Raw genomic sequence first — 17750 nt, forward strand, 5'->3', positions numbered from 1 at the left:
TTCCTCTTTCAGAGTCAACCCTGAATGTCAGGATTTTTCTCTTCAACCGACCGGTTGTTTGTGTGAAGTGATTCACATCCGCCGTGTCGATGGAGGCGCATTATAGGGAGTTCTCTGCTGACCGCAATAGAAAAATTGCAGAAAAATGACTGTTTGCTGCATTCCCCAGCAAAACCCCTGGTTATACCCATTTACGCACAGACTTATCCACAAAATGCGCGTTCATTTCTTGGATCTTCTCACTCTGCAAACGATCTTTCAGAGATAAAAGCGGGGCCAGAATTTAAAAAGAAAAATTCGCGAGCGTTGCGCAAACGTTTTCGTTACAATATCGCCGCAAAATGAGGATGCCCCGTAAGGGGCGTTAGCTGAGTTTTTCACGAAAAATTCAGCTAACGCTCTCTGTAATCGTCAAATCCAGGGGATTTACCATGCAACAACGTCGTCCAGTCCGCCGCGCTTTGCTCAGTGTTTCTGACAAGGCCGGTATCATCGAATTCGCCCAGGCACTTTCCGCACGCGGTGTGGAGCTGCTGTCAACAGGGGGCACCGCTCGCCTGTTAGCAGAAAAGGGTCTGCCAGTGACCGAAGTTTCCGATTACACCGGTTTCCCGGAAATGATGGATGGACGCGTGAAGACCCTGCATCCAAAAGTCCACGGCGGCATCCTCGGTCGTCGCGGCCAGGACGATGCGATCATGGAACAGCATCACATCGCCCCTATCGATATGGTTGTCGTTAATCTGTATCCGTTCGCCGAGACCGTGGCCCGTGAAGGGTGCTCGCTGGAAGATGCGGTAGAGAACATTGATATCGGCGGCCCGACCATGGTGCGCTCTGCTGCCAAGAACCATAAAGACGTGGCTATCGTGGTGAAGAGCAGCGACTACGACGCTATTATTAAAGAGATGGACGCCAACGACGGTTCCCTTCTGCTTGCAACCCGCTTCGATCTCGCCATCAAAGCTTTTGAGCACACCGCCGCCTACGACAGCATGATTGCCAACTACTTTGGCAGCATGGTTCCGGCCTACCACGGTGAAAGCAAAGAAGCCGCTGGTCGCTTCCCGCGCACCCTGAACCTGAACTTCATTAAGAAGCAGGATATGCGCTACGGCGAGAACAGCCACCAGCAGGCGGCCTTCTATATAGAAGAAGAGGTAAAAGAAGCCTCTGTCGCTACCGCTCAGCAGGTTCAGGGCAAAGCCCTCTCTTATAACAACATTGCCGATACCGACGCAGCGCTGGAGTGCGTGAAAGCGTTCAGCGAACCGGCCTGCGTCATTGTTAAACACGCCAACCCATGCGGCGTGGCGGTCAGCACTTCTATTCTCGACGCTTATGACCGCGCGTACAAAACCGATCCGACTTCCGCATTCGGCGGCATCATCGCCTTCAACCGCGAACTGGATGCTGAAACCGCGCAGGCGATCATCTCTCGCCAGTTTGTCGAAGTGATCATCGCCCCATCCGCCAGCGAAGAAGCGCTGAAAATCACCGCCGCCAAACAGAACGTACGCGTGCTGGTTTGCGGCCAGTGGGCGGTACGCGTGCCAGGTCTCGATTTCAAACGCGTGAACGGCGGCCTGTTGGTGCAGGAGCGTGACCTGGGCATGGTGAGCGAAAAAGACCTGCGCGTTGTCACTAAACGCCAGCCAACCGAACAGGAGCTGCGCGATGCGCTGTTCTGCTGGAAGGTGGCGAAGTTCGTCAAATCCAACGCCATCGTCTACGCCAAAGAGAACATGACTATCGGCATCGGCGCCGGTCAGATGAGCCGCGTCTACTCCGCGAAAATCGCCGGGATTAAAGCCAGTGACGAAGGGCTGGAAGTGAAAGGTTCCGCCATGGCCTCTGACGCCTTCTTCCCGTTCCGCGACGGTATTGATGCCGCTGCAGCCGTGGGTGTGAGCTGCGTGATCCAGCCTGGCGGCTCTATCCGTGATGATGAAGTGATTGCCGCTGCCGATGAACACGGTATTGCGATGATCTTCACCGACATGCGCCACTTCCGCCATTAATGGAGCGAAACATGAAAGTATTAGTGATTGGCAACGGCGGGCGCGAGCACGCGCTGGCGTGGAAAGCGGCACAGTCGCCAAAAGTAAAAACCGTGTTCGTCGCTCCGGGTAACGCCGGTACTGCGCTGGAACCCACGCTGCAAAACGTCGCTATCAGCGTGACCGATATCCCGGCACTGCTAAGTTTTGCCCAAAACGAGAAGATTGACCTGACTATCGTCGGCCCGGAAGCGCCGCTGGTAATCGGTGTGGTTGACGCTTTTCGTGCTGCGGGCCTGAAAATCTTCGGCCCGACCGAAGGCGCAGCGCAACTGGAAGGTTCTAAGGCCTTCACCAAAGATTTCCTCGCCCGTCATAACATCCCGACGGCGGAGTACCAGAACTTTACCGAAGTGGAACCAGCGCTGGCGTATCTGCGTGAGAAAGGCGCGCCAATTGTGATCAAAGCTGACGGTCTGGCTGCCGGTAAGGGTGTGATCGTAGCGATGACGCTCGAAGAAGCGGAAGCCGCGGTGCAGGATATGCTGGCCGGCAATGCCTTTGGCGATGCGGGCCACCGCATCGTGATTGAAGAGTTCCTCGACGGCGAAGAAGCGAGCTTTATCGTGATGGTCGATGGCGAGCACGTGCTGCCGATGGCGACCAGTCAGGATCACAAACGTGTGGGAGATAAAGACACCGGTCCTAACACCGGCGGTATGGGCGCTTACTCTCCTGCTCCCGTGGTCACTAATGAAGTCCACCAGCGCACCATGGAACGGATCATCTGGCCTACCGTGAAAGGCATGGCGGCGGAAGGGAACACCTACACCGGTTTTCTGTATGCAGGCCTGATGATCGACAAGCAAGGCAACCCAAAAGTGATCGAGTTCAACTGTCGCTTTGGCGATCCGGAAACGCAGCCGATCATGCTGCGCATGAAATCGGATCTGGTGGATCTTTGCCTCGCCGCCTGCGACGGTAAGCTGGATGAGAAAACTTCCGAGTGGGACGACCGCGCCTCGCTGGGTGTGGTGATGGCGGCCGGCGGTTATCCTGGCGACTATCGCACCGGCGATGTTATCCACGGCCTGCCACTGGAAGAGGTTGCGGACGGCAAAGTATTCCATGCCGGCACTAAACTCACCGATGACGATCGTGTGCTAACCAGCGGCGGTCGCGTATTGTGCGCCACCGCGCTGGGTGAGACCGTGGCCGACGCGCAGAAACGCGCTTACGCCTTAATGACCGATATCCACTGGGACGATTGCTTCTATCGTAACGATATCGGCTGGCGCGCCATCGAACGCGAGCAGAACTAACGCGATAATTTCGCCAGCAGCGTCTTACGCGTGATCCCTAACTGACGGGCGGCTTCCGTTTTGTTGCCACCCGTTTTTTCGAGCGCCGCCAGAATGACCTCTTTTTCCACATCGACCAACGGTTGGATCTCGGCGCTGTTTTCCGTTTTTATCGGCGTCGCTGCAATAGCGAGAGGAAGTTCGCGTTCAGAAATGTATTCTCCCGTCAGCAACACCACCGCCCGTTCGATAGCGTTTTCCAGCTCGCGTATATTACCCGGCCAGTCGTAGTGAATTAACAGATCCATCGCCTGTGGCGTGAAACCTTTTACCGCTTTACGGTTACGTCTGGCAAAACACCGCAGAAAATGGTCCGCCAGTAACGGAATATCCTCCCGACGCTGGCGCAAAGAAGGCATTTCAATCGTCACCACATTCAGGCGATAATAGAGATCCTGGCGAAAGCGACCGGCGTTCACCTCTTCCGCCAGGTCGCGATGGGTGGCGGCAATCAACCGAACATCCACAGAGATCGTCTGGTTGCTTCCCACGCGTTGCACTTCACGCTCCTGAATCGCACGCAGCAAACGTACCTGCATTAACGGCGAGATATCGCCGATTTCATCAAGAAACAATGTCCCACCGTCAGCTTCGACAAAGCGTCCCTCCCGACGTTTATCCGCGCCGGTAAACGCGCCTTTTTCGTGTCCGAACAGCTCGGACTCCAGCAGCGATTCATTAAGCGCCGCGCAGTTGAGCGTGACCAGCGGTTTATCACTCCGGGCGCTACAGGCGTGTAGCGCCCGCGCCACCAGCTCCTTGCCGGTACCGGAGTCTCCGTGAATCAATACCGTGGCGTCTGATGGCGCGACCATCGCGATTTCATTCAGTAAATGTTGCATCGCCGGACTTTCCCCAATCATGCCAAACTGCGCGGCAGGCACAGAAGGTGACTCGGCGGTGGCATCCCGCGTATGCGCCAGCGCGTTTTCCAGCGTCTCCTGCAGATGGTCAAAATCCAGCGGTTTAATTAAGTAGTCGAGCGCTCCAGCTTTCAACGCCTCTACCGCCGTTTCTACGCTGGAGAATGCCGTCATAATCAAAATCGGAATGGCGGGGTTGAGCGCTTTAATCTCTTTCAGCGTGGCGATACCGTCCATCTCCGCCATACGAACATCGCACAGTACCAGATCAAAGACTTTCTCACGCACCTGAGCCAACGCATCATGCCCACTGTAGGCCAGAGCGACCTTATAGCCCCAGCCCCGAAGCAGCGCCTGTAAAATCGTGCAGTGGCTGACATCATCATCCACAACCAGAATATCGATTTTTCCGCGTATCATCCTTGTTAATCCTGTTGTCTCGCTATCACTGGCAACCAGATAGTAAAGACCGCGCCTTTACCCTCAATACTTTTCACCTTAATCGCACCGCCATGCTGTTCGATGATATTTTGCACCACCGCCAGCCCCAGGCCTGTTCCGTCAGCTTTCGTCGTAAAATAAGGCGTAAAAATCGCCTCCAGCTGATCCGGGGCGATCCCTTTCCCGCTATCGGTAACAGTAATGATAACGCGGTCGGTCCCACTTTCTTTCGCCTCTACGGTAATCGTTCCCTGGCAGCCAATCGCATGAATAGCGTTCAGGTACAAATTCAACAGCACCTGAGTCAGCCTGTCCGGGTCAGCCTGAATACGCATAAGCGTCTCATTCGCCGTGAATCTCAACTGAATCTCTCTGCTTTGGGCATCCTGACTGACCAGATTCAGGGAGTGGGTAATAATATCATTGAGGTTAACCGCCTGGAGCGTCAGATGCGCGGGCTTTACCAGTTCGAGCAATTCGCTTACCACCCGGTTCAAACGGTCGGCCTCTTTGGCCATCACCTGCGCCAGTTCATGCGACTCGCCGCCGGCAGGCGTGCGCTCGGCAAAGTATTTCGCCAGTCCTTTGATGGACGAGAGCGGGTTACGAATTTCGTGCGCGACGCCCGCCGCCAGATGCCCCATCGCCACCAGCTTTTCTTTACGCTTCATTGCATCAAGCAGTTCTCTGTGCGAGCGTTGATAACGCTGATGCCAAAAAAAGGCCAGTAACGTTGCCAACAGCACCGCCGCTAAAGCAGACAACACAATCAGCGTATTACGCCACTCCCTTGCCTGGGTCGCGGCCAGCTCGCTGGCGTCAAAGGCAATAAAAATAGTTTGTTTCGCAGGTTCATCGTCATTGGCGCAACGCGCCATACCGTGACCTCTCATACCGAAAAGCGGCTGGAACTGGCGGTAAATTTCCAGCGCAGGCACCGTCTCGCCGCTATCAGCAACGTCGACGCGCCGCCAGCGCTCCTGCGGCCCGGGGTTTAGCTGATGCATTTCAGATGCGGAATAGAGCGATTTGCCCACCATGCCTGGGTTGCTATGAGTGATGATTACCCCCTGCGCATCCGTTACGGCGAACCACAACACGCCTGGCTGACCCGCCATCTCTTCCAGTAATGTCTGCTGCTGCGCGTGATGCATCCGCATTCCCATACCAACTCGCGTGCCGGATTCCAGAGCGCGAATGAGTACATTTCCCTTTTCCAGCAGCGTCTGCCTGGCGGCAACGCTCTCACGGCCATAGTCGCGAATGACCATAATGGAAAATAGCCCCACCAGAATGAAGATCGCCGCAGGTAACAGCCGACTCAACCACGTTGCAGCGGCATCTTTATGTAATCGCATAAAACTCACAGGCTTCCCCGGCTCGTTTTTATTTTCCTTACTTTAAGCAGAGATCATGCCATTCTTCGCTCCGCATAACCGCGCGTTGTCGCACACCCTTCCGGATAAGCGGGTAAAAATGACTCGCCAGGCAGGCCATACGAGTCATTTTTACTCGCTTTTTGCCGCCTGAAGCGGGTTAACTCGCTGCCCGACAAGGAATAGTTACCTGGCACGGAAGATGCAAGAGAGAGGATAAGATGAGCAACTGGAGAACGCAAAATGAAACGGAACAATAAATCAGCTATCGCGCTAATCGCCCTCTCGCTTTTGGCCCTAAGCTCCGGCGCCGCCTTCGCCGGGCATCACTGGGGTAACAATGACGGTATGTGGCAACAGGGAGGTAGCCCGTTAACAACGGAACAGCAGGCGACGGCGCAGAAAATTTATGATGATTACTATACGCAGACCAGCGCGCTGCGCCAGCAACTGATATCCAAACGTTATGAATACAACGCGCTGCTGACCGCCAGTTCGCCGGATACTGCGAAAATTAATGCGGTTGCCAAAGAGATGGAATCATTAGGCCAGAAGTTAGATGAGCAACGCGTGAAACGGGATGTCGCGATGGCGCAGGCTGGCGTACCACGCGGCGCAGGAATGGGCTATGGCGGTTGCGGCGGCTATGGCGGCGGTTATCATCGCGGCGGCGGCCACATGGGTATGGGAAACTGGTAAAGCATTTTTGCCGAATGGCGGCTTCGCCATCCGGCATTCCATCAAAAGGTTTTCGCTTGCGGCTGCCAGTGACAGAAATCTGAATTCGCCACCAACAAAAGTTGCGATCCTTCCGGCGCCTCCAGCCATGCTACGCTCACCTCTACCGATGAGTGGTTCTGGCGGCGCTCAATGTGGCTTATTGCCCAGGAATCCAGATCCGGTTTCAGCGTTTCACCTTCACAAGTGGTTACCGTATGGTCGGCGTGCCACCGTCCCTGGCGTAGTATGACGCGCCCCAGACGCAATGCGTCGCTGGTCTGACGGATTTGTTCGGCGCGATAGCGATACAGGGCAATCTGATCGTTGGAAAGCTGCTGCTTCTGCCCCCCGACTTCACGCTGCATAAAACTGAGTTCGCCACGAGCGTCGAAACGCGCGCGAATGTGTTCTGGCGGTTTGCTGTAAATATTGAGTTCAATAAGCGAAAGCGTATCACCCTGCCAGCGATATTCGCTGGTCCTCGTGCTGCCGCTATGCCACGGGCTAAAAACAGAAAGCAGATGGACTTCATCGTTCGTATCTTTACGCCAGATACGTACCGCACCCTGATCGCCGGCAAAGCCGCTGGCAGTAAACGGAGGCGGTGAAGCGTTATGACTGCAGGCAGTCAGCAACAGCGCGCCCGAAAACAGAAGCGCACGACGCCAGACAGACAAAAGGGGCTGACGAGCCCCTTCGATAAAACTGTTCACAGCTACGCGTCTTACTTAACTGCGTCTTTCAGTGCTTTACCAGAAACAAATGCCGGTACGTTAGCGGCGGCGATTTTGATTTCTTTACCGGTCTGCGGGTTGCGGCCAGTGCGCTCAGCACGGTGGTTCACTTTGAAGGTACCGAAACCAACCAGTTGTACAGCATCGCCTTCTTTCAGAGACTCAGTAATAGCAGCCAGAGTGGATTCCAGAGCAGCTTTAGCCTGGGTTTTAGACAGTTCTGCTTTGTCTGCAATTACATCAATCAGTTGAGTCTTGTTCATAAGTTATCCTTACAATGTGTTTATCGCTTGCTAAGCATCGAGTGCGACGGAAATGCCAGAAAAGCACTCTCCTGCATACACGCACCGATAGCCACTTTTTTTCGCCTCCCAAATGTAGACCAGACGGGGGGCAGAAGGGAAGCCTTATGGCACGACAAATCAGGCGTTAAATCACGTTTTCTGGTGTCATTGCTGAAAATTTATACCGATATTGCTCTCGCCAGCCTCGCGCAGGTCTGCCCTGAGCCCTTTTATCAGTTCAATATCGCGTTCTTCGCAGTCGGCTAAAAGTCGGAATATTTCCCACTGAATATCCCATTCCTGTTCAACGGCAGAGTTCGTTTTGAGCTCCTCATCGGTCATTTCCCGACCAGCCTGAGTCATTTCCAACATCGCTACCGTAGTAATGGAAGTCTTACTAACCTCAATAGCGTGTTCCAGCGTTTCGCCGCTAAGACGAGAATGCATTAATTCGCTTAATGCGACGCAGGCATCAATCGCCGGGTAAACGCCGTACAGATCATAGTCGTCAGCCGCCGGAATTGCCTCCTCAAACTTCTCCAGTTGGCTGTCGAAATTGACCTTCGCATCTTTCACCGTCAGGGTTTCCCAGATCAGATCCAGAATGCGACGGTAGATCTGTCCGTCGCCGAATTCCGTCTGCTTGCAAAACATGGCGTAGTTCGGGTACATGCGCTCGCACAAGCAGGCCATAAAAGTAACGTGCTGCCAGCTTTCCAGCCGCTCCAGACGCAAATGAATCGGGTTTTGTAACATGATGGAATCTCGAATCGGAAATTAGCGGCAGTTTACCTGAATCAGCGCTGAATTTCTTGCCAACGAACAAACGCCGGACGCCCGGAAGCGACGGCATCCGCCCAACGCGTCGGCTCCGGCAGGCGATACCCTTTCATACAGCGTTGTACCCACGCCAGCGCGCTGTCAGTACTGACCCGGTGCCCTGTCGCGATAAACAGCGGATTACAGCGCGCCTTGCTGCGCCATACCCATGCCAGTTGCTCGCCTTTATCCATTAAGGCGCTAAGCGCGCCAGGTTCAGCGGAAAGCGGTTCAAATTTACCGCATAGCCGTTTTTTCGCCACGCCGATAGTTGGCACGTCCACCAACAGTCCAAAATGGCTGGCGACGCCAAGCCGACGCGGATGCGAAATACCGTGACCATCTACAAACAGCAAATCGGGCTTTTGCGAGAGTTGTTCCCACGCTGCCAGCAGCGCAGGATATTCACGAAAAGAGAGAAAGCCGGGGATATACGGCATGGTGGTGGCGATACGCGCCACCTTGTACTCTACCAGCTCAAGCGACGGGTATTTCAGCAATACCATCGCCGCCCGCGTCACCTCGCCGCCCTGCTCAAAACCGACGTCCGCCCCGCCGATAAACGCCGGCGGATCTTTGTCCAACCGATCCTCGCGGCAAACCGATGAAGCAAGTTCTATCTGTTGAGCGCGTAGCGACGCGAGATCCATACTAACTCCTTAGTTGTGATACTGCGCAGAAAGTCGGTGCACCGCCTCCACAAATGCGCCAGCATGTTCTGGCGGCACATCCTGATGGATGCCATGTCCGAGGTTAAAGACGTGCCCTTCTCCCTGACCGAAACCAGAAAGTATAGTCGCGACTTCGTCTTCGATACGGGCTGGCGGCGCATAAAGCATTGAGGGGTCCATATTGCCTTGCAGAGCGACCTTATGACCCACACGGCGACGCGCATCGGCAATATCGGTTGTCCAGTCAAGGCCCAGCGCGTCGCAGCCGGTTTCCGCCATCGCTTCCAGCCATTGACCGCCGCCTTTGGTGAACAGCGTCACCGGTACCCGACGCCCGTCGTTTTCACGCAGCAGGCCATCCACGATTTTATGCATGTAGTACAGGGAGAATTGCTGGTAATCGTGGCCGGTTAGCACGCCGCCCCAGGTATCGAAAATCATCACCGACTGCGCGCCAGCTTTGATTTGCGCGTTGAGGTACAGCGTGACGCTTTTCGCCAACTTATCCAGCAGCAGATGCAACGCCTGCGGGTCAGCGTACATCATCTTTTTAATCACCGTGAAGGCTTTGCTGCTGCCGCCTTCCACCATATAGGTCGCCAGCGTCCACGGACTGCCGGAAAAGCCGATCAGCGGAACCTCGCCTTTTAGTTCGCGGCGAATCGTGCGTACCGCATTCATCACGTAGCCCAGTTCATCCTCCGGATCGGGAATGGGCAGCTTATCGACATCGGTTTTACAGGTGACAGGAGCCGTAAAGCGCGGGCCTTCCCCGGCTTCAAAATAGAGCCCCAGTCCCATTGCGTCCGGAATCGTCAGGATATCCGAGAAAAGGATCGCCGCATCAAGCGGATAACGGCGCAGCGGCTGTAAAGTGACCTCGCAGGCCAGTTCGGCATTTTTGCACAGCGACATAAAATCGCCCGCCTGCGCGCGAGTGGCTTTATACTCCGGTAGATAACGGCCTGCCTGGCGCATCATCCACACTGGCGTAACATCAACGGGCTGGCGCAGCAGCGCACGTAGATAACGATCGTTTTTGAGTTCGGTCATTTTTACATTCCTTTAGCGTTGATGCGCCCAGTGTAACATGTCAGTCGTATTCAGCCCGACACATTGCCACCGTATCTTCGATTAAACGGCGTGCGACGGTGCCCGGCGGCGGCAGTAAAGGAAGATCGTCATAACGGTACCAATTTGCTTCCAACAGCTCTTTCGGGTCGATGACAATCTCGCCGCTGTCATACTCCGCCATGAAAGCGGTCATCAGCGACTGCGGAAAAGGCCACGGCTGGGAAGTCACATAGCGCAGATTTTTCACCTTAATCCCGCTCTCCTCCATCACCTCGCGCGCTACCGCCTGTTCTAAGGTTTCGCCTACTTCAACAAACCCGGCCAGTACCGTATGCACGCCGTTACGGTGGCGAACATGCCGGGCAAGCAGAATAGAATCCTCACGGCGAATGGCAACAATAATGCAGGGGGCGATTTGCGGGTAGTAACGCTCGCGGCAATGGCTGCACAGCATCGCCCATTCGGTTTTACTGGGGTGCATAGGGTGCCCGCAATAGCCGCAAAATTTATGCGAGCGATAAAACTCCGCCAGCTGTACGCCGCGTCCCGCCAGTTGGAACAGCCCTGCATCCTGATCGATAACCTGGCGTACCGATCCCATATCATGACGCCGATGCTGTAACACCAGCCAGACGGGCTCGCCTTGCCATTCACCTATCCGGAGTGCGCGCTGCCCCACAAGATCGAAATTTGCCGCCAGCCCGTGTGGTAATTCCCCATACGGCAACCATAATTTTTGTTCATGGCTGACGATCCACCAGCCACTCTCTAATTTTTCAATTATACGATCCATAGCTCTTGCACTACCTTTGCTTCACTGGCATGTTGTTAACATTATTTTTACATTTATGGCGCACAGCCTTTATCTAACTTGCGGAGACAATCATGCTAAACCAGCTGGAAAACCTGACGGAGCGCGTTGGCGGAAGCAACAAACTGGTCGATCGCTGGCTACATGTACGTAAGCACCTGCTCGTGGCTTACTACAATCTGGTTGGCATTAAGCCTGGCAAAGAATCGTACATGCGGCTGAATGAAAAAGCGCTGGATGATTTTTGTCAGAGCCTGGTCGATTACCTTTCCGCCGGGCACTTCAGTATTTATGAACGTATTCTCCATAAATTGGAAGGAAACGGTCAGCTTTTACATGCGGCAAAAATCTGGCCGCTGCTGGAAGATAATACGCAGCGCATTATGGATTATTACGATTCCAGCCTGGAAACTGCCATCGATCACGATAATTGTCTCGAATTTCAACAGGCTCTGTCAGATATCGGCGAGGCGCTGGAAGCCCGCTTTGTGCTGGAAGACAAGCTGATTATGCTGGTATTTGACGCAATGCACGACGGCGCCAGAGTAAAACGTCCCGCTTGAGTTCCGCACGATTAACGCGTAATTTACAAACATTCCCCTCTCAGGAGGGGAGATCATCTTGTCGGAGTGCCTGGTTTCCACAAAAGCATTCGTGATGCGTCAAGGCGGCAAGTCAGTGAATCTCCAGGAGCTTACATAAGTAAGTGACTGGAGTGAGCGGACGAAGCCAACGAAGAGGCAGCGCGAAGGATGAAGTGGAAAAGGCTGAGACCGTTAATTCGGGATCCGCGGAACCTGATCAGGTTAATACCTGCGAAGGGAACAAGAGTAATTCTGCTTTATGCTGCTGCCTTTACGGGCGGCGCACATCCATTACTCCATCCGTCGTCTGACAAGCCACGTCCTTAATTTTTTGGAATGAGCTATGTCTACAACAAAATTAACCCGCCGCGAGCAGCGCGCTAAAGCCCAGCATTTTATCGATACGCTGGAAGGCACCGCGTTTCCCAACTCGAAACGCATCTACGTTACCGGTTCGCAGCATGATATTCGCGTACCGATGCGCGAAATTCAGCTTAGCCCGACATTGATTAGCGGAACGAAAGACCACCCGCAGTATGAAGAAAATGAAGCGATTCCAGTGTATGACACCTCCGGCCCGTACGGTGATCCGGATATCGCCATCAACATCCAGCAGGGTCTGGCAAAGCTACGCCAGCCGTGGATTGAAGCGCGGGCTGATGTAGAAACGCTTTCTGACCGCAGTTCTGCCTATACCCGCGAACGTCTGACGGATGAAGGGCTTGACGCATTGCGCTTTACCGGTCTGTTAACGCCAAAACGCGCCAAAGCCGGACACCGCGTGACGCAACTTCATTATGCCCGTAACGGGATCGTGACGCCGGAAATGGCGTTTATCGCCATCCGTGAAAACATGGGCCGGGAGCGTATCCGCAGTGAAGTGCTGCGCCACCAGCATCCCGGAGAAAGCTTCGGCGCGCGCCTGCCGGAAAACATCACCCCGGAGTTTGTGCGCGATGAAGTCGCCGCCGGACGCGCCATCATCCCCGCTAACATCAATCATCCGGAATCGGAACCGATGATTATTGGCCGCAACTTCCTGGTGAAGGTCAACGCCAATATCGGCAACTCGGCGGTGACCTCCTCCATCGAAGAAGAGGTCGAAAAACTGGTGTGGTCGACACGCTGGGGGGCGGATACGGTGATGGATCTCTCCACCGGGCGCTATATACACGAAACCCGTGAGTGGCTCCTGCGTAATAGCCCGGTGCCAATCGGCACCGTGCCGATCTACCAGGCGCTGGAGAAGGTCAACGGGATCGCCGAGGATCTTACCTGGGAAGCCTTCCGCGATACTCTGCTGGAACAGGCGGAACAAGGGGTAGACTATTTCACTATTCACGCCGGTGTACTGCTGCGCTACGTGCCGATGACCGCCAGACGCCTGACCGGCATTGTCTCGCGCGGCGGCTCGATCATGGCGAAGTGGTGTCTTTCTCATCACAGAGAGAACTTCTTGTATGAGCACTTCCGCGAGATTTGTGAAATCTGCGCCGCCTATGACGTCTCACTCTCGCTGGGCGACGGGCTGCGACCGGGTTCCATTCAGGACGCCAATGACGACGCGCAGTTTGCCGAACTGCATACGCTGGGCGAGCTGACCAAAATCGCCTGGGAATACGACGTACAGGTAATGATTGAAGGCCCGGGACATGTTCCGATGCAGATGATCCGCCGCAATATGACCGAAGAGCTGGAGCACTGCCATGAAGCGCCGTTTTATACCTTAGGGCCGCTGACCACCGATATCGCGCCGGGTTATGACCACTTCACCTCCGGCATTGGCGCGGCGATGATCGGCTGGTTTGGCTGCGCGATGTTGTGCTACGTCACACCGAAAGAGCACCTCGGTCTGCCGAACAAAGAAGACGTTAAGCAGGGGCTGATCGCCTATAAGATTGCCGCCCACGCCGCTGACCTGGCGAAAGGCCACCCAGGCGCGCAGATCCGCGATAACGCGATGTCGAAAGCGCGTTTTGAATTCCGCTGGGAAGATCAGTTTAACCTGGCGCTCGACCCGTTCACCGCCCGCGCCTGGCACGACGAAACCCTGCCGCAAGAATCCGGCAAAGTGGCGCACTTCTGCTCGATGTGCGGGCCAAAATTCTGTTCAATGAAAATCAGCCAGGAAGTGCGCGACTATGCCGCCGCGCAAACTATCGAAGTGGGAATGGCCGATATGTCGGAGAGCTTCCGCGCTAAAGGCGGCGAAATCTATCTGGAGCGGGAGGAAGCGTAATGTACCAGCCTAACTTTCCCCCCGTCCCTTTCCGCTTAGGTCTCTATCCGGTGGTCGATAGTGTAACGTGGGTTGAGCGCCTGCTGGCGGCGGGCGTACGCACCATCCAGCTTCGCATCAAAGACAAGCGCGATGACGACGTCGAAGCGGATGTGGTCGCGGCCATTGCGCTTGGGCGTCGTTACAATGCCCGTCTGTTTATCAACGATTACTGGCGTCTGGCGATTAAGCACAACGCCTGGGGCGTGCATCTGGGTCAGGAAGACCTGGAGATCACCGACCTGAGCGCCATTCGGGCCGCCGGTTTACGCCTGGGCGTCTCAACGCATGATGATATGGAAATCGACATAGCGCTCGCCGCTCGTCCTTCCTACATCGCCCTCGGCCACGTCTTCCCGACGCAAACCAAGCAGATGCCTTCCGCCCCGCAGGGACTGAAACAGTTGGCGCGGCATATTGAACGTCTGGCGGATTACCCCACCGTGGCGATTGGCGGTATCAGTGTGGAACGCGCCCCTGCGGTGCTGGCGACCGGCGTCGGCAGTATTGCCGTGGTCAGCGCCATCACCCAGGCCGCCGACTGGCGCGCCGCTACGCAACAGTTACTTGCAATCGCAGGAGTCGGCGATGAATGACCATGATTTTATGCGCTATAGCCGCCAGATCCTGCTCGGCGATATTGCGATTGAAGGCCAGCAAAAGTTGCTCAATAGTCATGTATTGATGGTCGGCTTAGGCGGATTGGGTTCGCCTGCGGCACTCTATCTGGCGGGCGCAGGCGTTGGCACGCTGACGCTGGCGGACGATGACGATGTTCACTTGAGCAATCTCCAGCGGCAAATTCTGTTCACCACCGACGATATCGCCCGCCCGAAGGCGCTGGCGGCAAAGCTACGGCTGGCGCAGCTCAACCCCGACAGCGAGCTGATCGTACTGAAGCAGCGTCTGACTGGCGATGTGCTGAAGAACGCGGTAGCGCGTGCCGACGTCGTGCTCGACTGTACCGACAACATGGCGACCCGTCAGGAGATCAACGTCGCCTGCGTGGCACTGAATACACCATTAATTACCGCCAGCGCCGTCGGCTTTGGCGGCCAGTTGATGGTACTGACGCCACCGTGGGAGCAAGGCTGTTACCGTTGCCTGTGGTCAGACGATGTGGAGCCAGAGCGCAACTGCCGTACCGCAGGTATCGTCGGTCCCGTCGTTGGCGTCATGGGCGCCTTGCAGGCGCTGGAGGCAATCAAATTCCTCAGTGGGATGGAAACGCCGAGCGGCGAGCTGCGCCTGTTTGACGGTAAAACCAGCCAGTGGCGAAGCCTGGCGCTGCATCGCGCCAGCGACTGCCCGGTCTGTGGAGGGCAACATGCAGATTCAGTTCAATGATGAACCGATGCAGTGCGCAGAGGGACAAACCGTCAGTGAGCTGCTCACGCAACTCAATCAGCTTAAACCGGGCGCAGCGCTGGCGCTAAATCAACAGATTCTGCCACGCGAGCGGTGGCGGCAACATATCGTGCAGGAAGGCGACCAGATCCTGCTTTTTCACGTTATAGCAGGAGGTTGAGATGTTACGTATTGCCGATAAAACGTTTGATTCGCATCTGTTCACCGGCACCGGGAAATTTGCTTCTGCACAGCTAATGGTCGACGCCATCCGCGCCTCCGGCAGCCAACTGGTGACGCTGGCAATGAAGCGCGTCGATTTACGTAAGCCAAATGATGCCATCCTGGCGCCGCTTCTCGAGGCTGGTGTGACGCTGTTACCCAATACTTCAGGGGCGAAAACCGCCGAAGAGGCGATCTTCGCTGCCCAACTGGCGCGCGAAGCGCTGGGGACGCACTGGCTAAAGCTGGAGATTCATCCCGATGCCCGCTGGCTGTTGCCAGACCCGATTGAAACTCTGAAAGCCGCCGGGGAGCTGGTAAAACAGGGGTTCGTGGTGTTGCCCTACTGCGGCGCAGACCCGGTATTGTGTAAACGGCTGGAAGAAGTTGGCTGCGCGGCAGTGATGCCGCTTGGCGCGCCGATTGGCTCCAATCAGGGGCTGGAAACCCGCGCGATGCTGGAGATTATTATCCAGCAGGCTACTGTCCCGGTGGTCGTGGACGCGGGTATCGGCGTACCCAGCCATGCCACGCAGGCGCTGGAAATAGGCGCAGATGCGGTGCTGGTCAACACGGCGATTGCCGTGGCGGATGACCCGGTAATGATGGCCAATGCTTTCCGTCTGGCGGTAGAAGCAGGCGTACTGGCTCGCCTGGCTGTACCGGGTAATCGCAGCATCTATGCCAGCGCCACCAGCCCGCTCACCGGCTTCCTGGAGGCGTCGGTATGAAATCGTTCACCGACCGCTGGCGACAACTGGAATGGGACGATATCCGGCTACGCATCAACAGCAAAACTGCCGCCGATGTGGCGCGGGCGTTGAATGCTTCACACCTCAACCGCGAGGATATGATGGCGTTACTCTCCCCCGCCGCCGCTGATTACCTGGAGCCGCTGGCGCAGCGCGCGCAAAAGCTTACCCGCCAGCGTTTCGGCAATACCGTCAGCTTTTATGTTCCGCTCTATCTCTCGAACCTGTGCGCCAATGACTGTACCTACTGCGGTTTTTCGATGAGCAATCGCATTAAGCGTAAAACGCTGGATGAGCCAGATATTCAAAGGGAGTGCGACGCTATCCGTAAACTGGGCTTTGAGCACCTTCTACTGGTGACCGGGGAACATCAGGCCAAAGTAGGAATGGACTATTTTCGCCGTCATTTACCGGCTATTCGCCGCCAGTTTTCATCGTTACAGATGGAAGTTCAGCCCTTGTCGCAAGAAAACTACGCGGAGCTCAAAACGCTGGGGATCGATGGCGTGATGGTTTATCAGGAGACTTATCATGAGGCAATCTATGCACAGCATCACCTGAAGGGAAAGAAACAGGACTTTTTCTGGCGGCTGGAAACGCCGGATCGGTTAGGCCGGGCAGGTATCGACAAAATCGGTCTTGGCGCGCTAATTGGTCTGTCGGACAACTGGCGGGTGGATTGCTATATGCTAGCTGAACATGTGCTGTGGATGCAGAAACACTACTGGCAGAGTCGCTATTCTGTTTCCTTCCCGCGTCTGCGCCCGTGTACTGGCGGTGTGGAACCCGCGTCTTTGATGGATGAAAAGCAACTGGTGCAAACGATTTGCGCTTTCCGGCTACTGGCGCCGGAAATTGAATTATCACTCTCCACCCGCGAGTCTCCGAGGTTCCGCGACCATGTCATACCACTGGCGATCAATAACGTCAGCGCCTTTTCGAAAACGCAGCCGGGGGGATATGCGGATAACCATCCTGAACTTGAGCAATTTGCGCCGCATGACGATCGCCGACCCGAGGCCGTTGCCGACGCGCTAACGGCGCAAGGGTTACAGCCCGTGTGGAAAGACTGGGAGAGCTTTTTGGGACGTGGCTCGCAGGCAACTTGCAGGAACCTGTAATCACGTTATTTTTTTTCGTGACGCGACGTAAAAGCCAAAACGGGAGATTGTTACCAGTCTCCCGTTTTTTTATGGTGTCATGGTCAGCAACGGAAGCTGACCAGGGCGAAAGGCTTCTTCCTCATTTTCGCCCTGCCCTTACAAGCTTGCCAGCGGCACAGGCCTTAGCTGCCGGATAGCGGTTTACAAATGACAAACGTATTCATCAGGCGTAAAAAAACCCGCCGAAGCGGGTTTTACTGTCGGGAGTCGCTACGCTTACCCGACCTACGGTTCCTCCAGGCCCGGTAAG

Annotated in this window: 18 protein-coding genes; 10 read left to right on the top strand and 8 right to left on the bottom strand. The window is 55.5% G+C overall.

Translation table 11 applies throughout. The features are described from left to right. The first annotated feature begins 431 nt into the window (after positions 1–431). Both purH and purD read left to right on the top strand, forming a co-directional pair. Complete coding sequence (gene purH, locus AC3G3F_RS23450; RefSeq protein WP_063389976.1) at positions 432–2021, top strand: bifunctional phosphoribosylaminoimidazolecarboxamide formyltransferase/IMP cyclohydrolase; 1590 nt, start codon at positions 432–434, stop codon at positions 2019–2021. Between the two features lie 11 nt (positions 2022–2032). Next, a complete protein-coding gene (purD, locus tag AC3G3F_RS23455) occupies positions 2033–3322 on the top strand; it encodes a phosphoribosylamine--glycine ligase (protein WP_023247926.1) in 1290 nt (429 codons plus the stop codon). Here the strand turns inward: purD and zraR are convergent. Together zraR and zraS are read right to left on the bottom strand one after the other, a co-directional pair. Beyond that, positions 3319–4644, bottom strand: a complete 1326-nt coding sequence (zraR, locus tag AC3G3F_RS23460; protein ID WP_023247925.1) for a sigma-54-dependent response regulator transcription factor ZraR — start codon at positions 4642–4644, stop codon at positions 3319–3321. The genes purD and zraR overlap by 4 nt on opposite strands. Positions 4645–4649: 5 nt before the next feature. Further along, entirely contained in the window at positions 4650–6032 is a 1383-nt protein-coding gene (gene zraS, locus AC3G3F_RS23465; protein WP_070804506.1) for a two-component system sensor histidine kinase ZraS, read from the bottom strand. 252 nt (positions 6033–6284) lie between these two features. On the opposite strand from zraS, the gene zraP reads away from it, so the two are divergent. Next, entirely contained in the window at positions 6285–6740 is a 456-nt protein-coding gene (gene zraP, locus AC3G3F_RS23470; protein ID WP_063389974.1) for a zinc resistance sensor/chaperone ZraP, read from the top strand. Between the two features lie 41 nt (positions 6741–6781). On the opposite strand, the gene AC3G3F_RS23475 is transcribed toward zraP, so the two are convergent. From AC3G3F_RS23475 to nudC, 6 genes are all read right to left on the bottom strand, one after another. Continuing rightward, a complete protein-coding gene (locus AC3G3F_RS23475) occupies positions 6782–7474 on the bottom strand; it encodes a DUF1481 domain-containing protein (protein WP_023247922.1) in 693 nt (230 codons plus the stop codon). An 11-nt stretch (positions 7475–7485) separates the two neighbouring features. After that, positions 7486–7758: a nucleoid-associated protein HU-alpha gene (gene hupA / locus AC3G3F_RS23480; RefSeq protein WP_001044509.1), complete on the bottom strand. Its 273-nt coding sequence runs from the start codon at positions 7756–7758 to the stop codon at positions 7486–7488. Positions 7759–7944: 186 nt separating this feature from the next. After that, complete coding sequence (locus tag AC3G3F_RS23485; RefSeq protein WP_070803213.1) at positions 7945–8535, bottom strand: YjaG family protein; 591 nt, start codon at positions 8533–8535, stop codon at positions 7945–7947. A 41-nt stretch (positions 8536–8576) separates the two neighbouring features. Continuing rightward, a complete protein-coding gene (nfi, locus tag AC3G3F_RS23490; protein WP_000362358.1) occupies positions 8577–9248 on the bottom strand; it encodes a deoxyribonuclease V in 672 nt (223 codons plus the stop codon). A 9-nt stretch (positions 9249–9257) separates the two neighbouring features. Continuing rightward, entirely contained in the window at positions 9258–10322 is a 1065-nt protein-coding gene (hemE, locus tag AC3G3F_RS23495; protein WP_023247920.1) for a uroporphyrinogen decarboxylase, read from the bottom strand. A 40-nt stretch (positions 10323–10362) separates the two neighbouring features. Further along, positions 10363–11136, bottom strand: a complete 774-nt coding sequence (gene nudC, locus AC3G3F_RS23500) for an NAD(+) diphosphatase (protein ID WP_000373960.1) — start codon at positions 11134–11136, stop codon at positions 10363–10365. Between the two features lie 92 nt (positions 11137–11228). Here nudC and rsd point away from each other — a divergent pair, with 92 nt between their 5' ends. The 7 genes from rsd (at position 11229) to thiH (ending at position 17458) form a co-directional block, all read left to right on the top strand. After that, positions 11229–11717 (top strand): sigma D regulator, encoded by a 489-nt coding sequence (rsd, locus tag AC3G3F_RS23505; protein ID WP_000934318.1) that lies wholly within the window; start codon positions 11229–11231, stop codon positions 11715–11717. Between the two features lie 364 nt (positions 11718–12081). After that, positions 12082–13977: a phosphomethylpyrimidine synthase ThiC gene (gene thiC, locus AC3G3F_RS23510; RefSeq protein WP_053530196.1), complete on the top strand. Its 1896-nt coding sequence runs from the start codon at positions 12082–12084 to the stop codon at positions 13975–13977. Beyond that, positions 13977–14612, top strand: a complete 636-nt coding sequence (gene thiE / locus AC3G3F_RS23515) for a thiamine phosphate synthase (RefSeq protein WP_023247917.1) — start codon at positions 13977–13979, stop codon at positions 14610–14612. Before thiC ends, thiE begins: the two co-directional genes overlap by 1 nt. Further along, positions 14605–15363: a HesA/MoeB/ThiF family protein gene (locus tag AC3G3F_RS23520; protein ID WP_079796764.1), complete on the top strand. Its 759-nt coding sequence runs from the start codon at positions 14605–14607 to the stop codon at positions 15361–15363. Before thiE ends, AC3G3F_RS23520 begins: the two co-directional genes overlap by 8 nt. Beyond that, positions 15344–15544: a sulfur carrier protein ThiS gene (gene thiS, locus AC3G3F_RS23525; RefSeq protein WP_023247915.1), complete on the top strand. Its 201-nt coding sequence runs from the start codon at positions 15344–15346 to the stop codon at positions 15542–15544. Before AC3G3F_RS23520 ends, thiS begins: the two co-directional genes overlap by 20 nt. 1 nt (position 15545) lies before the next feature. After that, entirely contained in the window at positions 15546–16316 is a 771-nt protein-coding gene (thiG, locus tag AC3G3F_RS23530) for a thiazole synthase (RefSeq protein ID WP_053510943.1), read from the top strand. After that, complete coding sequence (thiH, locus tag AC3G3F_RS23535; RefSeq protein ID WP_070803211.1) at positions 16313–17458, top strand: 2-iminoacetate synthase ThiH; 1146 nt, start codon at positions 16313–16315, stop codon at positions 17456–17458. Before thiG ends, thiH begins: the two co-directional genes overlap by 4 nt. Positions 17459–17750 lie beyond the last annotated feature (292 nt).

Source organism: Salmonella sp. FC25216 (genome assembly GCF_057751355.1).